This window comes from Roseburia faecis, assembly GCF_001406815.1.
In the GTDB taxonomy this organism is placed as follows: Bacteria; Bacillota; Clostridia; order Lachnospirales; family Lachnospiraceae; genus Roseburia; species Roseburia faecis.
Genome location: NZ_CVRR01000008.1, coordinates 1 through 19,026 on the forward strand (window position 1 = coordinate 1; position 19,026 = coordinate 19,026).

Genomic DNA, 19,026 nt, shown 5'->3' on the forward strand with positions numbered 1-19,026 from the left:
TTTTCGGAATAAATTTCATAAACACAAAGAAAAATGCTCCGAGAAACGGAAGTTTCTCGGAGCACTTTGTCTACGGTCTGAAAGGGAGCGGTGACGCTCCCTTTTTCCGATATGGAAGAATAGTTATTTGATGCAGTTCATGGTGGCATTTTCTGCGTTTAGCTGTTTTTTGACACGATGTTTCCAAATCATATAAGTAACAATCAGTAAAATACCGGTTGTCAGCCAGGCAGCAGCATCAGCACTGCATACACCCACGTATCCAAAAGGCTTTGTGGCGATCAGGATAACCGCATAACGGCTGAACAGTTCAAGTACACCGCTGAGCATGGGAACCAGACCACGGTCTAAGCCCTGCAGACCATTACGGTATACAAAGATCCATGCCAGAGGCAGCATAAAAATACTTGCAATGTGCAGATACTGCATTGCTGCGTGCAGTGTCTGTTCAGATGGGTTGTGGATGAACCATCCGACCATCGTAGGTCCGGCAAGGCAGCAGAGCAGTGCGGCGGCTCCGGCTGCAAAGAAACATAAATAAAATGCATCTTTCATACCGCGGAAAATGCGGTCATGTTTTCCAGCACCGAGATTCTGTCCGCAGTAGGTGGCCATGGCTGTACCGAGTGTCGGCATGGTCTGGGTGGCGATGTTGCTGACTTTGGAAGCAGCAGTAAAAGCAGCTACCACGCTGGAACCAAACACGTTGACGGCACTTTGCAGGATCATGGTTCCGATTGCTGTGATGGAATAGTTTAAAGCCATCGGAATTCCCACAGACAGCATCCGGCGGATCTCATGAAAATCACAGTAATAATCTTCGCGTGTGGTCCGCAGGATGTCATATTTGCGGAACATGACAATGAAACATAAAACTGCGGAAACCGCCTGCGAGATAACGGTGGCATAAGCGGCACCGGCAGTGCCGAGTTTTACCACAACAATAAGGAAGATGTCCAGAAAAATATTGAGACCGCTGGACAGGATCAAAAAATAAAGTGGTGTCCGGCTGTCACCGATCCCACGTAAAATACCGGATGCTACGTTATATGCCATGGTAGCAAAGATACCGGCAAAGATGACCCGGATGTACCGGTTTGCCAGTGTGAGGATATTTTCCGGAGTATTCAGCCACAGAAGCAGCTGGCGGGAAAACGCAACCGTAGGAACGGTCAGAATCATGGAAATTACAACCGTTAAAAGCAGTGAAAGTGCTACGCAATGACGGAGAAGTTTCATGTCTTTGGCACCGAATGCATGGGATACCATGACACCGAATCCCTGAGCAATTCCGTTGGCGAAACCGAGAACCAGAAACATCAAGCAGCCCGTAGAACCAACGGCGGCCAGTGCATCCTCCCCAAGATACTGGCCTACGATCACGGTGTCTACCATGTTGTAGAACTGCTGGAACAGATTTCCAAGCAGAACCGGAAGGGAAAAAAGAAGAATGATCTTCATTGGATTTCCGATCGTCATGTCTTTTCTCATAGTAAAATCTCCTTTACCTCTTATTCATTTGTAATTGTAGTCAAAGAAAGAGACTAACAGTAAGGATAGTCTCTTTTCGTGCGGGCAACAGGACTTGAACCTGCACGGTCTCCCACTAGAACCTAAATCTAGCGCGTCTGCCAATTCCGCCATGCCCGCAAGTTTATGTAGTTTTTGTATCTTTTATTATAGAAGATACTTTACTAACTATAACGACATTGTGTGCAGATGTCAATTACTTTTTGCTTAAAAAAATGACAAAATTATGGGAAAACTACTTGACGAATAGAAAAAAATATTGTATTGTATATTACGTGTTTTGCACAAGGGCTTATAGCTCAGCCGGTTAGAGCGCACGCCTGATAAGCGTGAGGTCGGTGGTTCGAGTCCACTTAAGCCCATATCCTACAGGATGTCCGGTATGACCGGACATCTTTTTTGTTTTATTGACAAGAAGACAGTATTATAAATAGGGGTTACAGTTCACAGATTGCCCTGCAAACCGTAACAAATAAGGTACAAAGCATACAATACCCATTTTTTGTATATTGACAAAATATTTTATGAAGGTATAATACGAATTATCATTTGTATGATCCATTGAGGTAAATTGGTACGCAAATAATGTCAAAGGGGGCATGTTTACGTGCTTTTTTTTTGGAACACTTTAACGTGCTACAGAGTTAATGAGGCAATGAGATAATACGATGAAATTACTAAATACTCAATAAGAGGTAGGAGAGAAGAACATGAGTAAATATCTAGTAAAACGTGTATTGTTAGCGATATTATCAATACTCATTGTAAGTGCCATTACGTTTTTCGTAATGAACCTGATTCCTGGTGGACCGTTTAATAAGGAGAAAGCGACCAGCAAGGAAGCACAGCAGGTATTGGAGGAAAGGTACAATCTGGACAAGCCGGTTCCGGAACAGTATGTATTGTATATGAACAATCTGCTGCATGGCGACTGGGGAGTTTCACTTCACAGTGGAAGAAATATCGGAACAGAGATTTCCAGAAAGTTTGCAGTATCTGCAAAATTAGGTGGAGTTGCGGCAATTGTTGCCATTATCATCGGTGTGATACTGGGCAGTATCGCAGCACTTACAAGAAATAAACTGCCGGATCGTCTGATCGTATTTTTCACGACACTGGGTACGGCAATGCCGTCTTTTGTACTGGCAACGCTGCTTTTACTTGTATTTTGTTTAAAACTCGGATGGATTCCGGTATGGTCTTCGAGCAATCCGAATTATCTGCTCCCAATCATTGCACTGGCGGCATATCCGATGGCATATATTACGCGTCTGACAAAGACAAGTATGCTGGATGCGCTAAATCAGGATTATATCCGTACTGCAAGGGCAAAGGGTGTGCACCGGCTCAAAGTTATTTTTAAGCATGCGCTGAAAAATGCCCTGATTCCGGTTGTAACATATGTTGGTCCTATGGTTGCCTATATTCTGACAGGTTCCATGGTTGTGGAGAACATATTTACCATTGGTGGTCTTGGAACCGAATTCGTAACAAGCATTGTCAACCGTGATTACACTATGATTATGGCAATCACGATTTTCCTTGCGGTTCTGATGGTAGTTGCAAATCTTCTTACAGATATTGCATATAAACTGATTGATCCAAGAATCACATTTGAATAATGATGGAGGAAGGAACTTAGAATAATGCAGGGAAATGAAAAATTAAAAAAGCGGCAGATGCTGTCCGCACAGATTGATTTAAGTAAATTTAATAAGGGCGATTTTATAAAGGCAACGGAAGAAGAGAAGAAGCAGCAGGACGTCATGGGCGAGTCAACGACATTTTTTAAAGATGGCATGAAACGTCTGAAAAAGAATCCGCTGGCAATGGGAAGTATTGTGATTCTGGTTCTGATTCTGGCACTGATCATTATTGCACCGTTTTTTGTACCATACAGCTATTCGGATATCATTACAGTGGACGGCAAGCGTGACAAGACCGCAGCCAATATGGCACCGTTTGAGTACTCGAAATTAGAGCAGCAGTACATGGATCGTACCGGCGAGAAACTGTTTCCGCATATTTTCGGAACCGATAACTTAAGCCGTGATTACTTTATCCGTGTGATTTACGGTACGAGAGTCAGCCTTTCGGTTGGTGTGATCGCTGCAATCATGGTACTTATCATTGGACTGGTTTATGGTTCGATTGCGGGATATTTTGGTGGAAAAGTGGATCTGATCATGATGCGTATCGTGGATATTGTGTATTCCTTGCCGGATATGCTCATTATCATTCTGCTTTCGGTTGTGTTTCAGGAACGGTTAAAGCCATTGATTGAGGGAACCATGTTTGAAAAACTCGGAACCAATATGATCTCCATGTTTATTGTGTTTGGATTGCTTTACTGGGTAAGTATGGCGCGTCTGATCCGTGGACAGATTCTTACAATTAAAAATAATGAATATGTACTGGCAGCACGCTGTATCGGTACCAGAAACAGCCGCATCCTGACCCGTCATATTCTGCCAAACTGTTTATCTGTTATCATTATCACGACCGCATTGCAGGTGCCGAGTGCCATCTTTACCGAGAGCTACTTAAGTTTCCTTGGCCTTGGGGTAAGTGCACCGCTGACTTCCCTGGGAAGTCTGGCAAACGATGCGCGTTCAGCAATGCAGTCGTATCCGTACCGTCTGGTAATTCCGGCAGTGCTGATCTGTCTGATCGTACTTGCGCTGAACCTTCTGGGCGATGGATTAAGAGATGCATTTGATTCAAAACTGAATTAAGGAGATAAGCAAATGAGTGAAGAAAATAAATATATATTACAGGTAAAAGATCTTCATACCAGCTTTGCTACGGATGCTGGGGAAGTTCGTGCGGTAAATGGTGTCTCCTTTAATCTGGAACCGGGAAAGACACTGGGAATTGTAGGAGAGTCCGGTTCCGGTAAATCCGTTACTTCTTATTCGATCATGCAGATTCTTGCGGAAACCGGAAAAATTACCGGAGGAGAGGTACTTTATCGCGGCGAGGATATCTCCAAGTGGAACGAAAAGCAGATGCAGAAGTTCCGGGGGGAAAAGTGCTCGATCATTTTCCAGGATCCGATGACAAGCCTGAATCCGGTATTTACGATTGGAAATCAGTTGATGGAGGCAATTCTGCTCCACACAGACAAGGATAAAAAACAGGCACGTGAGCGCGCCATTGAAATGTTGACACTGGTTGGTGTCAATGAGCCGGAAAGCCGTCTGAAACAGTATCCGCATGAGTTATCCGGTGGTATGCGCCAGCGTGTGATGATTGCCATGGCACTGGTCTGTGAACCGGATATTCTGATCGCAGATGAGCCAACCACGGCGCTCGATGTGACCATTCAGGCACAGATCCTTGAACTGATGCAGGATCTGCAGAAGAAGCTCGGTATGGCGATCATCATGGTAACCCATGATCTGGGTGTCATTGCAAGTATGTGTGATGAGATTATTGTCATGTATGGTGGACGTGTCTGTGAGCGGGGCACAGCGGATGCCATTTTCTATCATCCGGCACATGAGTACACCAAAGGACTGCTCCGCTCCATCCCAAAGGCAGACAATATGAACGAAAAACTCATCCCAATCGGCGGAACTCCGATCAACCTGCTCCAGATGCCGGAGGGCTGTGCGTTTTGTCCGCGTTGTGAGTCGGCAATGAAAATCTGTTTAAAACAGCAGCCGGCGGAGTTTCGTGTGGGCGAAGACCATCTGGCGAGCTGCTGGATGAATGTAAAAGAAATCTATGAAGCACAGGAGGGCGGCAGCAATGAGCAGTGAAAAGAAAAACAATGATTATCTGCTGGAAGTAGAACATTTGAAGCAGTATTTTCCGGTGCATCAGGGTTTTAGCACCATTCCGCTGAAAGCAGTGGACGATATTTCCTTTGCCATCCGCCCGGGAGAAACACTTGGTCTGGTTGGTGAGTCCGGCTGTGGAAAGACAACAGTAGGCCGTACACTGCTTCGCCTGTATCAGCCAACGGCAGGTAAGATTACGTTTGACGGAAAAGTTCTCTTTGACAGTGGAGAACAGTATGATGAAAACGGAAAAATGATCGTTGATGCAAACGGAAAGCCGGTTATGGGCAAAAAAGTAGATGTCAATATGATGCCGTACCGCAAGGAAATGCAGATGGTATTCCAAGACCCGTATTCATCATTAAATCCACGTATGACGGTGGAAGATATTATCGGGGAACCTTTGGATGTGCATAAACTCTACAGAAATAGAAAAGAGCGTCGTGAAAAGATTCTCGATCTGATGGAGCTGGTCGGTCTGAATGCAGAGCATGCCATGCGTTATGCGCATGAGTTTTCCGGTGGACAGCGTCAGCGTATCGGAATTGCCCGTGCACTTGCGGTAAATCCGAAATTTATTGTCTGTGATGAGGCGGTATCTGCACTGGATGTTTCCATTCAGGCACAGGTTGTCAATATGTTTGAGGAATTACAGGAAAAACTTGGAGTTGCCTATCTGTTTATCGCACATGACCTGCTGGTTGTGCATCATATTTCCGACCGGATTGCAGTTATGTATCTGGGAAAGATGATGGAAATTGCGGATGCAGATGAGTTAAATGCAAATCCGATACATCCATATACACTGAGTCTGCTGTCCGCAGTTCCGATTCCGGATCCGGAGACAGCAAGAAAAAGTCATAGAATCGTGCTGGAGGGGGATGTTCCGAGTCCGCTGAAAATGCCAACCGGATGTCCATTCCGTACAAGATGTAAGTATGCAACGGAAAAATGCGGTCAGGAGATGCCGCAGCTGACCGACAGGGGGAATGGTCATATGGTTGCATGCTGGAATAAATAAGGTTTTTTCCCGCAAGGGTGAAACATATAAATAATTTTCAGGAGGAACAATTATGAAGAAGAAACTTGTATCAATCATGCTGGTTGCTGCAATGGCTCTTAGCGTAGTTGCATGTGGTTCATCAAAAGGAAACTCTGCAAAGACGGACGGAACCGAAGCAATGGCTTCCAGTGTAAGTAAAACACCGGACAACCAGATAAGCATTAACCTTGCTTCCGAGCCACAATCCATCGATCCGGCACTGAACTCTGCCGTAGATGGTGGATGTATGATCGTGAATTCTTTCGCGGGTCTTTATACCTACGACAAGGACGGCAAGCTGATTCCGCAGCTGGCATCTGATATGCCGGAAGTATCCGATGATGAAACTGTTTATACGGTAAAGATGATAAAATCCCAGTGGAGCAACGGGGAAGAGGTAACAGCAAACGACTTCGTATACAGCTGGAACCGTGCTGCGGATGAAAAAACAGCAGCTGATTATGCGTATCTGTTTGATATTATTGCAAGAAATGATGACGGCTCACTTGCTGTAGAGGCAACTGATGATTATACGTTAAAAATTACACTGACCAATCCATGCCCGTATTTCAATGACCTGATGGCATTTCCTACTTATTTCCCGGTATACCAGAAGGATGTGGAAAAAGCGGATCCTGATGGAAAGAATCCGGGTAAGTGGTGTCAGGAGGCTGGCTTTGTATCAAACGGTGCTTATACATTAAAATCATGGAAGCACAACGAGAGCATGGTTTATGTAAAGAACCCGAAGTATTACGATGCAGACAATGTAACTATGGATGAGATCCACATCATGCTGAGTGCAGATGATACTGCGACCTATGCAGCATACAATAGTGGAGACCTTGACTTTGTAGATACCGTTCCAAACGATGAGATTTCAACATTAAATGGAAAGAACTCTGATTTCCATATCATTCCAAACCTTGGAACTTATTATGTTGGTTTTAACGTAAACGACCCGATTTTTGACGGAAAGACCGTAGAGCAGGCAGCATCTATGCGTAAAGCAATGAACCTGCTGATTGATCGTGAGTTTATCGTGGAGAATGTAGGACAGACCGGACAGATTGCCGCAGATTCTTTCGTACCGGCAGGTATGTCAGACGGTAACGGCGGAGTATTCAAGACCGATGATACAAGCTACTATGATGCAGACAAGACAGGTGCAGACCAGGTAGAGGAAGCAAAGAAGCTGCTTGAAAGTGCCGGTTATACATTTACGGATAACGGAGATGGTTCATACAAGTGTGATCCGGCAATTTCCATGACGTTCCTGACCAACGATGACAGTACGCATATTGCAGTTGGGGAGTCCCTGCAGCAGGATTTCGCACTGCTGGGGATCAATATGGAGATTAAGTCGGAAGACTGGAATGTATTTATTGAAGACCGTAAGTCCGGCAACTTTACCATCGCCCGCGAGGGATGGCTGGCAGATTACAACGACCCGATCAATATGTTAGAACTCTTTACAACGGATTCCGGTAACAACGATATGCAGCTTGGAAAGGGAGACAAGCCTTCCGATTCTGCACCGGACTGGACAGATTATAATAAGCTGATCAAAGAGATCCGTACAACTGCTGATTTCTCCAAACGTGTGGATCTGATGCATCAGGCAGAGGATATGCTGATGGATACCGGTGCAGTAATGCCGATTTACTACTACAATGATATTTATATGTTAAAGTCAAATATCAAGGGCATTTACTCTACCATCTATGGTATGAAGTACTTTATGTATGCAACAAAAGACAAATAAAATCATCCGGATACAACCGCGATGAGAAACATGAAAACTCCGGGAAAGGCTCCCGGAGTTTTTGTGTTTTGTTAATACAGATTTTTTTTCTCATGTGACCATTTTTCCGGATGATCCTCATACTGTGCGTTAATCCAGTCAACGACCTGCTGCTTGCCTTCGTTTGTAAAGGGCGCAGTAAAATCCGTTTTGAGGGAATCATCCGTCAGGGAAAAGATAAGAGGACCGGGCCAGACCCATGCATGAAAAAAGGCGTCCCCTTCCTCGGGGGCTTCCCGTCTGATCAGAAAGCGCATGCCGTTGATCCAGCCGGTATAGCTCGTTTTTTTGTAATAATTTAAGTTTAATACTTCGTCAGAGGTTAACATAGTATCTCCCGGTTTCATTATTTTGTAATAATTGTAACACATTTCCATTAATTTTGGTATAATGTCAGTTAGAGTGTTTGAACGAAGGTGATAAAATATGTTTGGGAGAAATGATTTTATAGAAAATATAAAAGATGCACTGGCAGCGGCCGGTTGTGATATGGGGGCATTTCGCAGCTGGCAGAAACAGTATGACCGTCTGAAGAAAAAACAAAAAGAACAGAAAGAGCGTTACGAGCGCTGCCGGGAACAGACGAAGCGGGTGCAGGAAGATGCACAGCTGATGGAACAGATGCTTATTGCAGAACAGACTGCGGATCGGAAGGAGTTTGGCAGATTATTAAAAGACCTCCGGCAGATGCAGAACAATTTTGACCATGAATTTCTGGTGAGCAAGGAAGATCAGGAGTTTCACTCCACATATGATACGATCCTGCGTCTGGGAATGAAAGCATTAAATGCTTCGGATCAGAAACTTCTGCTGCAGAGTGAGATCGAAAATCTGCTTGCACTTTTAAAGGAGAATCTGGAAAAAGAGGAACCAAAGATAGAAGCCCTTACGTTTTATTATCAGTTGGGATCGGATCAGGAACTAGCACAGCTGCCACCAGCAGAAAAACTGGAAAAAATTACATATTTCTATGAACATGAGTTTCGGCAGCTGATTTTGCAGCTTTTGGAAAACGGGATTTCCCGTGCCGGACAGTTAAAAGATACTTATGAAGCAGCAACTGACCGGGCCAGCAGGAAAAAATATGAAATGCTGCAGGTTTTGTTTGACGGGCAGCCGGAACATATTTTAGAACAGTTAATGGAAGAATAAAGACACAGGTGAGGAGGATATCCATGGAACGCAGACCGATGCCGGGAGAAAAATACCGGCACTTTAAAAATAAATTGTATCAGGTGATTACCGTTGCAAAACATTCCGAGACAGGAGAAGAATTAGTGATCTATCAGGCATTGTATGGAGATTTCGGGGTGTATGCCAGACCACTATCCATGTTTGTAAGTGAGGTGGATCATGTGAAGTATCCGCAGGTGAGCCAGAAATATCGTTTTGAGCGTGTGGATGAACCGATGCCGGAAGCAAAGCAGGAGCCGCCTGTTATGGAGCCGCCTGTTACGCAGCAGACAAAGACGATAGAAAATACCATAGAGCCGGACATGACACAAGCGGAAGTGGAACCAAAGCTTATGGAGTTTCTTGAAGCGGACAGTTTTGATCAAAAATATAATATTCTGACTTCCATGAGGGATGTCATCACAGATAGCATGATTGATACGATGGCGGTTGTGATGGATACCGTGATTCCGGAGGGAGATTTGGATAAGAGATATGACGATTTAAGGTATGTGATCCGGACCAGACAACAGTATGAATTTGCCAACCGGCTGCGCTGATTAGCGCAGTCCGTGCTGACTTAAATAACTGTTATGGTATTTTCCGGAATTGGTCACGTCTTCTCCGAACCAGTCCGGTGCGGTGAAGCGATCGGCTTCTTCTATGGAGTCAAATTCCACTTCTACGAGAGAAAGCGGAGCGAGATCTTTTTCAAAGATATCCAGTTCTGCAGTCAGATGATCGTTTAATGGAATCAGATAGCGGGTTTTTGCTATCAGAAGTCCGTCGATTTTTAAAAGCAGGTGTTCGTAGGCTTCTTTGGTGAGCGGTAGATTGTATTCTTCCCGCACCATAAGGCCTTCCCCTTTATAGGTGAGATAATAATCATCGTTGGAGCGGCGGATACGTACCACCGGTGCCGTACACAGGTATCCCTGTGCGATTTTTTTACTTTGATATTGTTCTAAGTGCTCAGGTAATGTTTTTACCAGATATTTTCGTTCGATTTCCATTTTATAGAATTCCTCATTTAAAATAAGTTAATAGTTTTTGTACAGCGATACTTTGTGGTTTTCCACTGTCTTCTACGAGTGTGATCTGACGTTCCGGGATTTCTTCTTCTAACAGAATCTCATACACTTCCCCGCGTTCTACAGCGGGTCTGGCAATTCCTTCCGGGCAGAAACCGATGCCGAGATTACTGCGCACCATAGGAAGAATCTGGTCTGTCGTGGCAACTTCCATATCCGGAGAAAAACGCATATGGTTTTCATAGAAAAAGCGGATATACAGATCACTTGTTCCAGTGCCGGAAATCAGAGAAACAAAGGAATAATCTTCGAGTTCTTTCAGAGAACGCTTCCGGCTGGCGATTGCTTTGTAAGCACTGCCTCCGATGAGGATATCATGATAGCTGCGAAGTGCGGTTTTTCGCAGAGGCTTTCGGATTTCCAAAGGAGAGGTGACCATGGCGATATCAACAAGTCCTTTTTCTAAGGCATCAATGGCCTGCGGGGTGGAATGATTGGAAATTTTCAGACGGACGTGCGGATAATCTTTATGAAATTCCTGCAGTTTGTCTAAAAGGTACAGACGCATGGCGGTTTCACTGATGCCGATATTGATCTGCCCGCTTTCAAGGCTCTTGTTTTTGATAATTTCTTTTTCTCCATAGGTGAGCTGTTCAATTGCAATGGCAACGTGACGGAACAGGTGCTCGCCCTCGGTTGTCAGCTGAATCCCTTTGTGGGAACGGATCAGCAGTTTGCAGTCAAGCTCATTTTCCAGAATATTCATACAGCGGGTGATGTTGGGCTGGTTACTTCCGAGCATTTCTGCCGCGTTGGAAAAGCTTTTATAACGGGCAACATAATAGAAAATGCGGTAATAATCTAAAGTCATGATATTCCCTCCTCATAAACTATCGAAAGTATAATACAAAAATGGCAGGTGAGTCAAATGGAAATCCTCCGATTGTGTGCTTGTCGTTTTTGTAAGAAATTGCTACAATAGATTATAGCAATTACCGAAAAGGAGAATGATAAATATGAGCAGACTTGGAATTTTTATTGCAGACGGATGTGAAGAAGTAGAAGCACTGACGGTTGTGGATATTGTGCGCCGTGCAAAACTTGAAATTGACATGATTTCCATCAACGGAACAAAGCAGGTGACCAGTTCCCGCAATGTGACATTTATGACAGACACGACAAAAGAGGAGGCTGACTTTTCCGCTTATGACGGGATCATTCTGCCGGGCGGTATGCCGGGAACGGTTCATCTGGGAGAAGATGATACGGTCAGTCAGGTGATCCGTGAGTTTGCAAAAGAAGGAAAACTTGTTGCGGCAATCTGTGCAGCACCGAGTGTGCTGGGACAGGCCGGAATTTTAAATGGGAAGAAAACTGCGTGTCATCCGGGATTTGAAGAAAAACTGACCGGAGCAGAAGTATTCTTTTCCCCGGTAGTATGTGATGGAAATGTGATTACAAGCCGCGGCATGGGAACTGCCGTACCGTTTGGTCTTGCAGTTGCCCGTTATTTTACCGATGATGCAACCATAGAACATGTAAAAGCCGGACTTGTATACGCATAAACAGGTTCCAGAAATTGTCAGCTTTTTGTTCTCATAATTCCTCTGGTTCTGGTCACACTATACTCAGGCACATGAGAACAGCAAGTTGACCCCAAAAGCCGACCTGCCTTCTTGTGTGCAGGCCGGCTTTTTTTATGCAGGCATATAAAATACAGGAGGTGAAGAACTATGGCAGGTAACAACAATTCATCAAGCGGTACAAACCGTATGGCAGTACCGGAGGCAAAGGACGCAATGAAGCGTTTTAAGGAAGAGGTTGCAAGCGAGCTTGGAGTACCTTTAAAAGATGGATACAATGGGGATCTGACTTCCAAACAGGCAGGTTCTATTGGTGGAGAAATGGTCAAGAAGATGATCATGAAGCAGGAAGAACAGATGAAATAAGGACTTTCTGCCGGAAAACAAAACAGCGTATGGCTTTTGACAGGCCATACGCTGTTTTTATTATAGGAAATAAAAAAACACTTGGCAAATATGTATTTCGTATGCTATAATGCTTAAATGACTGTGGTGGTCGTAGTATGCCTGTTTGTACCATCACGGAAAAATAGATCGTACATGGAATTGATATATATAAGGAGGAAACAATTAAGATGAGTGTACAGGTTGAAAATTTAGAGAAGAATATGGCGAAACTTACCATCGAGGTTTCAGCAGAGGATCTGGAGAAAGCACTTGAGTCAGCTTACCAGAAGCAGAAGAAGCAGATCAGTGTTCCGGGATTCCGTAAAGGAAAAGTTCCGAGAGCCATGATCGAGAAGATGTATGGAGTTGACGTATTCTATGAGGATGCAGCAAACGCTCTGATGCAGCAGAATTATGCAGCAGCTGTTGACGAAAGCGGAATTGATATTGTGTCACGTCCGACCGTTGACGTTGTACAGATTGAAAAGGGCAAGCCTTTTATTTTCACAGCTGAAGTTGCTGTAAAGCCTGAAGTTACACTTGGCAAATACATGGGAGTGACCGTTACAAAGATCGATACTTCTGTATCCGATGAAGAAGTAGACGAAGCTCTGGAAAAAGAACGCAATAACAATGCAAGAACCATCAATGTAACAGACAGACCAGTTGCACAGGGAGATACCGCTGTGATCGATTTTGAAGGATTTGTAGACGGTGTTGCATTTGAGGGCGGTAAGGGAGAAAATCATTCATTAGAGATCGGTTCCCACACCTTTATTGATACATTTGAGGATCAGCTGGTTGGAAAGAATGTTGGCGATGAAGTAGATGTAAATGTTACTTTCCCGGAGCAGTATCAGGCTGCTGATCTGGCAGGAAAGCCGGCTACATTCAAGGTTAAGATCAACGAGATCAAAGCAAAGGAACTTCCGGAGCTTGATGATGAGTTCGCAAAGGATGTATCTGAGTTTGATACATTAGCTGAGTACAAGGAAAGCTTAAAGAAAGACTTGGAGAAGAAGAAACAGGATGAAGCAAAGCGTACAAAAGAAGACGAAGCCATCCAGAAGATCATTGACAAGTCAAAGATGGAGATTCCGGAGGCAATGATCGATACACAGTGTGAGACAATGATCGAGGAATTCGCTCAGAGAATCGCACAGAGCGGTCTTTCCATGGATCAGTACTTACAGTTCTCCGGTCTTACCGTAGACGGATTAAAGGAGCAGGTTCGTCCGGAAGCTCTTACCCGTATCCAGAGCAGTCTCGTATTAGAGCAGATCGCTAAGGAAGAAAACATCGAAGTATCTGATGCAGATGTAGATGCAGAGATCGAGAAGATGGCAAAGAATTACGGTATGGAAGCTGATAAGCTCAAAGAGTACATGGGCGAAGGCGAGAAAGAATCCATGAAGAGAGAACTTGCCATCACAAAGGCAGTTGAACTGATCATGGACAACATCAAAGAAAGAGCAAAGGCTAAGACAAAGAAAGAAAAAGAAGCTGAGGCAGAAGCAGAGGCTTAATATTGAAAACTACGACAGAGAAGGACTGGTCTGGGAGAATACCAGACCGGTCTTTTGTTCATTGAGGTGCATCGCAGGATGCATGTAATAAATACAGGAGGCGATTTTTCTATGAGTTTAGTACCTTATGTCATTGAACAGACCAGCAGGGGCGAGAGAAATTATGATATTTATTCCCGTCTGTTAAAAGACAGAATTATCTTTTTAGGGGAAGAAGTAAATGAGACAACCGCAAGTCTTGTTGTTGCACAGCTTCTGTTTCTGGAATCGGAAGATCCGAACAAGGATATTCAGTTATATATCAATTCTCCGGGTGGAATGGTTACTGCCGGTATGGCAATTTATGACACCATGCAGTATATCAAATGTGATGTATCAACCATCTGTATCGGACTGGCAGCCAGCATGGGTGCGTTTCTTCTGGCTGGTGGTACAAAGGGAAAACGTTTTGCACTCCCTAATTCAGAAATCATGATTCATCAGCCTTCCGGTGGTGCAAAAGGACAGGCAACAGAGATTCAGATTGCGGCAGAGAATATTTTAAAGACAAAGAAACGTTTGAATGAAATTCTTGCTGCAAACACCGGTAAGCCATATGAGACAATTGCAGCAGATACGGAACGTGACAATTATATGTCCGCGCAGGAAGCTGCAGATTACGGCTTGATCGATGGAGTGATCACGAATAGATAGTTATGTGGAAACCTCCGGTCATTGCCGGAGGTATTTTTCATTTATAGGAGTAAATAAATTATGGCAGGAAAGAATGATGGCAAAATCCGCTGCTCTTTTTGCGGAAAAACACAGGATCAGGTCGGAAGAATGATTTCAGGTCCAAATGGTGCATTTATCTGTGATGAGTGTGTAGATATCTGCGCAGAGATCATTGAGGAAGAGAATCTGGAAGAAAAAGCTCCGGCTTCTGCAAAGGAAGAAATCAATCTGATTAAACCGGAAGAAATGAAGGCGTTTCTGGACGATTATGTAATCGGGCAGGATCAGGCAAAAAAGGTACTTTCGGTTGCGGTATACAATCATTATAAGAGAGTGCTTGCAGATCAGGAAAATGATGTGGAACTTCAGAAAAGCAATATTCTGATGCTGGGACCGACCGGTTCCGGAAAGACGCTTCTGGCGCAGACACTTGCCCGTGTACTTAATGTACCGTTTGCAATTGCAGATGCCACGACACTGACAGAGGCCGGTTATGTGGGAGAGGATGTAGAGAACATTCTTTTGAAGCTGATTCAGGCTGCAGATTATGATGTGGAGCGTGCACAGCACGGCATTATCTATATTGACGAGATCGATAAGATCACAAAGAAATCGGAGAATGTATCCATCACGAGAGACGTATCCGGAGAGGGTGTTCAGCAGGCATTACTTAAGATTCTGGAAGGAACGGTTGCATCGGTTCCGCCACAGGGAGGACGTAAACATCCGCAGCAGGAACTGATTCCGATTGATACAACAAATATTCTGTTTATTTGCGGCGGAGCATTTGATGGTCTGGAGAAAATTGTAGAGGCACGTATGGACGCTTCTGCGATCGGATTTAATGCAGAGGTGAAGTCAAAGTCTGACATCAATGTGGGGGATGCATTTAAGCGTGCACTGCCACAGGATTTTGTGAAGTTTGGACTGATTCCGGAGTTTATCGGACGTGTGCCGATTACCGTATCTTTAGATTCGCTGGATCGCGACGCATTGATCCGTATTTTAAAAGAGCCAAAGAATTCTCTGATCAAACAGTATACCAGACTTCTGGAACTGGATGGGGTAGGACTGGAATTTGAGGACAGCGCAATTGAAGCAATTGCAGATAAGGCATTAGAGCGTAAAACCGGAGCACGTGGACTGCGTGCCATCATGGAAGCGGTAATGCTGGATCTGATGTATCGTGTCCCATCGGATGATTCCATCAGCAAGTGTGTGGTAGATAAAAAGATGGTGGAAAACAATCTTGCTTTAGATGGAGAAGAGATTCTTGGAATTGAGCAGGACCCGAAGAAAGAAGTAAAAGAAGAACTTGCTTCATAAAAAGACCGGATGCGTCTGGAAATATAGGAGCAGATACAAGTGGAAGATAAAATATTGACAATTCCGGCAGTGGCACTGCGGGGAATGACGATTTTGCCGGGCATGGTGGCTCATTTTGATATCAGCAGGGACAAATCCCTGCGTGCTGTCGAGGAAGCCATGAAAGGAGACCAGAAGCTTTTTATCGTCACACAAAAAGATACAGAGAAAGAAGATCCTCAGGGAGAAGATCTGTATGAAGTGGGGCTTCTGGCTGTGGTTCGTCAGGTCGTAAAATTACAGAAAAATATTATGCGTGTACTGATCGAAGGAATCGGGCGCGCAGAGATATATGAATATACACAGACAGCCGATTATATGCAAGCGCGTGTGATCGTGTATGATCAGGAAGACGATGAACAGCTTCCGGAGCAGGCAAAGTCTGCAATGCTTTTGAGTGTGCAGGAAACGTTTGCAAAATATGCAAGAGTACATGGCAAAATCGGGCAGGATGTGATGCGCCAGGTTCAGGAAGAGACGGATCTTTTAAAACTTCTTGATTATGTGGGAAACAGCCTTGTAATCAGTTATAAAAAGAAACAGAAACTGTTAGAGGCTGTCACGCTGACAGCACGTTATGAGGCGGTGCTTTCTTCTTTGCTGCAGGAGACAGAGATTCTGGCTTTAAAGCGTGATTTCCAGAAAAAAGTGCAGGAACATGTGGATAAAAACCAGAAAGATTACCTGCTTCGGGAGCAGATGCAGGTAATCCGGGAAGAGCTGGGAGAATCCAATACAGAAACCGATGCACAGGAGTATGAAAAGAAACTGCAGGAACTTCAGGCTTCCGGGGAAGTGAAAGCAAGAATTCATAAGGAGATTGAGCGTTTTCAGGGAATTTCAGGAAATTCATCCGAGAGTACGGTAAGCCGTGGTTATATCGAAACCTTACTGGAACTTCCGTGGGATGCAGTATCGGAGGATAACAAAGACTTAAAGCATGCGCAGAAGATCCTGGATGAGGATCATTACGGTCTCGAAAAGGTAAAGGAACGTATTCTGGAATTTCTTGCAGTCCGTAATCTGACCGGAAAGGGAGAGAGCCCGATTATTTGTCTGGTGGGGCCTCCGGGAACTGGAAAAACTAGCATTGCGCGTTCGATTGCCCGTGCGCTGGATAAAAAATATGTTCGTATTTCACTCGGAGGTGTGCGGGATGAAGCGGAGATTCGCGGACACCGCAGAACCTATGTGGGAGCAATGCCGGGAAGAATCGTCAATGGACTGCGGATGGCGGGAGTCAAAAATCCACTGATGCTGCTGGATGAAATTGACAAGATGAGCAGCGATTATAAGGGAGATACAGCTTCTGCCATGCTGGAAGTGCTTGACTCGGAACAGAATCATAAATTCCGGGATCACTATGTAGAGCTTCCGGTGGATCTGTCCGAGGTACTGTTTATTGCAAGTGCCAATTCCATGCAGGATATTCCGGGACCGCTTCTGGATCGTATGGAAATTATAGAGGTTAGCAGTTATACGGAAAACGAAAAGTTCCATATTGCAAAGGATCATCTGCTGGCGAAACAGTTTGAAAAAAACGGAGTTGCAGATGGCAAACTAAAGATTACGGACAAAGCGCTGCGAATGGTGATTTCTTCTTATACCAGAGAAGCAGGTGTACGTTCTCTCGAACGGCAGATCGGAGAAATCTGCCGCAAAGCAGCCCGCAGAATCTACGAGGGCGATGAGAAAATGATTCGTGTAACCGGCACAAATCTGGAAGATTTTCTCGGAAAACCGAAATATCGTCCGGAGAAGAAAAACAAAAAGAATGAAGTAGGCATTGTGCGCGGTCTGGCATGGACCAGTGTGGGTGGTGTAACTTTAGAGATTGAGGTGAATCTGATGCCGGGCAAGGGCAGTGTGGTGTTGACGGGAAAACTCGGAGACGTCATGAAAGAGTCTGCACAGACCGGAATCAGTTATATTCGGTCCATCAGTGAAGATTACCATATTGATCCGGAATTTTTCCAGAAACATGACATCCATATCCATGTTCCGGAAGGTGCGGTTCCAAAAGACGGACCGTCTGCCGGAATTACCATGGCAACCGCAATTCTTTCTGCGGTCACCGGGAAGCCGGTACGGGCAGATGTTGCCATGACAGGGGAAATTACACTGCGCGGACGTGTACTTCCGATTGGCGGATTAAAAGAGAAATTGCTTGCGGCAAAGAATGCCGGAATGAAGACGGTCTGTATTCCAAAAGAGAATGAACAGGATCTTGCCGAAATTTCGGAAGAGATCGTTGGAGATATGGAGATCATACCGGTAGAACATATGGATCAGGTAATTAAGGCTGCATTTGTATAATGCAGCCCAAATTCTTTTTGCAGGAGAATAAATATGATTATCAAAAATGTGAATTTGGAGACAGTTTGTGGAATTACAAGTGCGATTCCGGACAACCTATTGGATGAAGTGGCTTTTGCCGGAAAATCCAATGTGGGAAAGTCATCGCTGATCAATGCGCTGATGAACCGGAAATCGCTTGCGCGTACTTCTTCCCAGCCGGGAAAAACGCAGACCATAAATTTTTACAATGTCAATGAGGCAATGTATCTGGTGGACTTGCCGGGATACGGATACGCAAATGCAAATATTGAGATTAAGGCGAAATGGGGACAGATGATCGAAAATTATCTGCATACATCCAAACGGCTGAAAGCAGTTTTTCTTCTGATTGATATCCGTCATGAACCGTCGGAAAATGATCAGATGATGTATGAGTGGATGGTTCATCAGGGATTTGCGCCAATCATCATTGCAACAAAATCGGACAAATTAAAAAAGATGCAAATCCTGCAACATGTGCAAATGATAAAGGATATCCTGCAAGTAGAGCCGGGAACGATCGTTATTCCGTTTTCTGCGGAGTCAAAACAGGGCCGGGAAGAAATCTGGCAGATTGTAGAATCCGTTATTGAACTTCCGCAAGGGTACATCGAGGCGGAAAATGCCAAAAGAGAGGCAAAACAAAAGCAGCCGGCACCGCAGGAACCGAAGAAAAAAGAGCGCTGGAAAAAGACAGACCGCCCGGTAGCCAAAAAGACACTTCGAAAAGAACAGAAAAAGAAAGTGAA

General features: G+C 44.5%; 17 protein-coding genes, 2 tRNA genes and 1 pseudogene. 15 read left to right on the top strand and 5 right to left on the bottom strand.

The window, feature by feature from the left end; translation table 11 throughout:
* Window positions 1–123: 123 nt before the first annotated feature.
* Together M72_RS04085 and M72_RS04090 are read right to left on the bottom strand one after the other, a co-directional pair.
* On the bottom strand, window positions 124–1,491 hold the full coding sequence (locus tag M72_RS04085) for an MATE family efflux transporter (RefSeq protein ID WP_055067290.1): 1,368 nt from the start codon (window positions 1,489–1,491) through the stop codon (window positions 124–126).
* Between the two features lie 79 nt (window positions 1,492–1,570).
* Window positions 1,571–1,650 (bottom strand) — tRNA-Leu (locus M72_RS04090).
* A gap of 168 nt (window positions 1,651–1,818) precedes the next feature.
* Between M72_RS04090 and M72_RS04095 the strand changes: the two genes are divergently transcribed.
* The 6 genes from M72_RS04095 to M72_RS04120 all read left to right on the top strand — a co-directional run bounded on the left by M72_RS04095 (window position 1,819) and on the right by M72_RS04120 (window position 8,122).
* Window positions 1,819–1,892, top strand: a tRNA-Ile gene (locus M72_RS04095).
* 348 nt (window positions 1,893–2,240) lie between these two features.
* On the top strand, window positions 2,241–3,152 hold the full coding sequence (locus M72_RS04100; protein ID WP_055067291.1) for an ABC transporter permease: 912 nt from the start codon (window positions 2,241–2,243) through the stop codon (window positions 3,150–3,152).
* A 24-nt stretch (window positions 3,153–3,176) separates the two neighbouring features.
* Complete coding sequence (locus M72_RS04105) at window positions 3,177–4,265, top strand: ABC transporter permease (protein WP_055067292.1); 1,089 nt, start codon at window positions 3,177–3,179, stop codon at window positions 4,263–4,265.
* Between the two features lie 12 nt (window positions 4,266–4,277).
* The gene (locus tag M72_RS04110; protein WP_022046526.1) at window positions 4,278–5,294 is read left to right on the top strand and encodes an ABC transporter ATP-binding protein; all 1,017 of its coding nucleotides are present in this window, start codon (window positions 4,278–4,280) and stop codon (window positions 5,292–5,294) included.
* Entirely contained in the window at window positions 5,284–6,336 is a 1,053-nt protein-coding gene (locus M72_RS04115; protein WP_055067293.1) for an ABC transporter ATP-binding protein, read from the top strand. Before M72_RS04110 ends, M72_RS04115 begins: the two co-directional genes overlap by 11 nt.
* A 52-nt stretch (window positions 6,337–6,388) precedes the next feature.
* Window positions 6,389–8,122, top strand: a complete 1,734-nt coding sequence (locus M72_RS04120; RefSeq protein ID WP_022046528.1) for a peptide ABC transporter substrate-binding protein — start codon at window positions 6,389–6,391, stop codon at window positions 8,120–8,122.
* A gap of 71 nt (window positions 8,123–8,193) precedes the next feature.
* Here M72_RS04120 and M72_RS04125 read toward each other — a convergent pair whose 3' ends face one another.
* Window positions 8,194–8,490: a hypothetical protein gene (locus M72_RS04125; protein ID WP_055067294.1), complete on the bottom strand. Its 297-nt coding sequence runs from the start codon at window positions 8,488–8,490 to the stop codon at window positions 8,194–8,196.
* A gap of 97 nt (window positions 8,491–8,587) precedes the next feature.
* Here M72_RS04125 and M72_RS04130 point away from each other — a divergent pair, with 97 nt between their 5' ends.
* Together M72_RS04130 and M72_RS04135 are read left to right on the top strand one after the other, a co-directional pair.
* Complete coding sequence (locus M72_RS04130) at window positions 8,588–9,313, top strand: hypothetical protein (RefSeq protein WP_055067295.1); 726 nt, start codon at window positions 8,588–8,590, stop codon at window positions 9,311–9,313.
* A 23-nt stretch (window positions 9,314–9,336) separates the two neighbouring features.
* Window positions 9,337–9,894, top strand: coding sequence for a DUF1653 domain-containing protein (locus M72_RS04135; protein ID WP_055067296.1), 558 nt, complete (start codon window positions 9,337–9,339; stop codon window positions 9,892–9,894).
* On the opposite strand, the gene M72_RS04140 is transcribed toward M72_RS04135, so the two are convergent.
* On the bottom strand, window positions 9,895–10,347 hold the full coding sequence (locus tag M72_RS04140; protein WP_055067297.1) for a CYTH domain-containing protein: 453 nt from the start codon (window positions 10,345–10,347) through the stop codon (window positions 9,895–9,897).
* Between the two features lie 13 nt (window positions 10,348–10,360).
* Window positions 10,361–11,236: a LysR family transcriptional regulator gene (locus tag M72_RS04145; RefSeq protein WP_055067298.1), complete on the bottom strand. Its 876-nt coding sequence runs from the start codon at window positions 11,234–11,236 to the stop codon at window positions 10,361–10,363.
* A 145-nt stretch (window positions 11,237–11,381) separates the two neighbouring features.
* Here M72_RS04145 and M72_RS04150 point away from each other — a divergent pair, with 145 nt between their 5' ends.
* From M72_RS04150 to yihA, 7 genes and pseudogenes are all read left to right on the top strand, one after another.
* A complete protein-coding gene (locus M72_RS04150) occupies window positions 11,382–11,930 on the top strand; it encodes a DJ-1 family glyoxalase III (protein ID WP_055067299.1) in 549 nt (182 codons plus the stop codon).
* A 168-nt stretch (window positions 11,931–12,098) separates the two neighbouring features.
* Window positions 12,099–12,314: an alpha/beta-type small acid-soluble spore protein gene (locus tag M72_RS04155; RefSeq protein ID WP_022046238.1), complete on the top strand. Its 216-nt coding sequence runs from the start codon at window positions 12,099–12,101 to the stop codon at window positions 12,312–12,314.
* 209 nt (window positions 12,315–12,523) lie between these two features.
* Window positions 12,524–13,861 carry a trigger factor gene (gene tig, locus M72_RS04160; RefSeq protein WP_022046239.1) on the top strand — a complete coding sequence of 446 codons (1,338 nt, stop codon included), beginning with the start codon at window positions 12,524–12,526 and terminating at the stop codon, window positions 13,859–13,861.
* Between the two features lie 111 nt (window positions 13,862–13,972).
* Entirely contained in the window at window positions 13,973–14,554 is a 582-nt protein-coding gene (clpP, locus tag M72_RS04165; RefSeq protein ID WP_022046240.1) for an ATP-dependent Clp endopeptidase proteolytic subunit ClpP, read from the top strand.
* A gap of 60 nt (window positions 14,555–14,614) precedes the next feature.
* Window positions 14,615–15,901: an ATP-dependent Clp protease ATP-binding subunit ClpX gene (clpX, locus tag M72_RS04170; protein ID WP_055067300.1), complete on the top strand. Its 1,287-nt coding sequence runs from the start codon at window positions 14,615–14,617 to the stop codon at window positions 15,899–15,901.
* Between the two features lie 39 nt (window positions 15,902–15,940).
* Window positions 15,941–18,256, top strand: coding sequence for an endopeptidase La (gene lon / locus M72_RS04175; RefSeq protein WP_055067301.1), 2,316 nt, complete (start codon window positions 15,941–15,943; stop codon window positions 18,254–18,256).
* Between the two features lie 33 nt (window positions 18,257–18,289).
* Window positions 18,290–18,880 (top strand): annotated as a pseudogene (gene yihA, locus M72_RS04180) (ribosome biogenesis GTP-binding protein YihA/YsxC); the annotation flags it as partial.
* Between the last annotated feature and the right edge of the window lie 146 nt (window positions 18,881–19,026).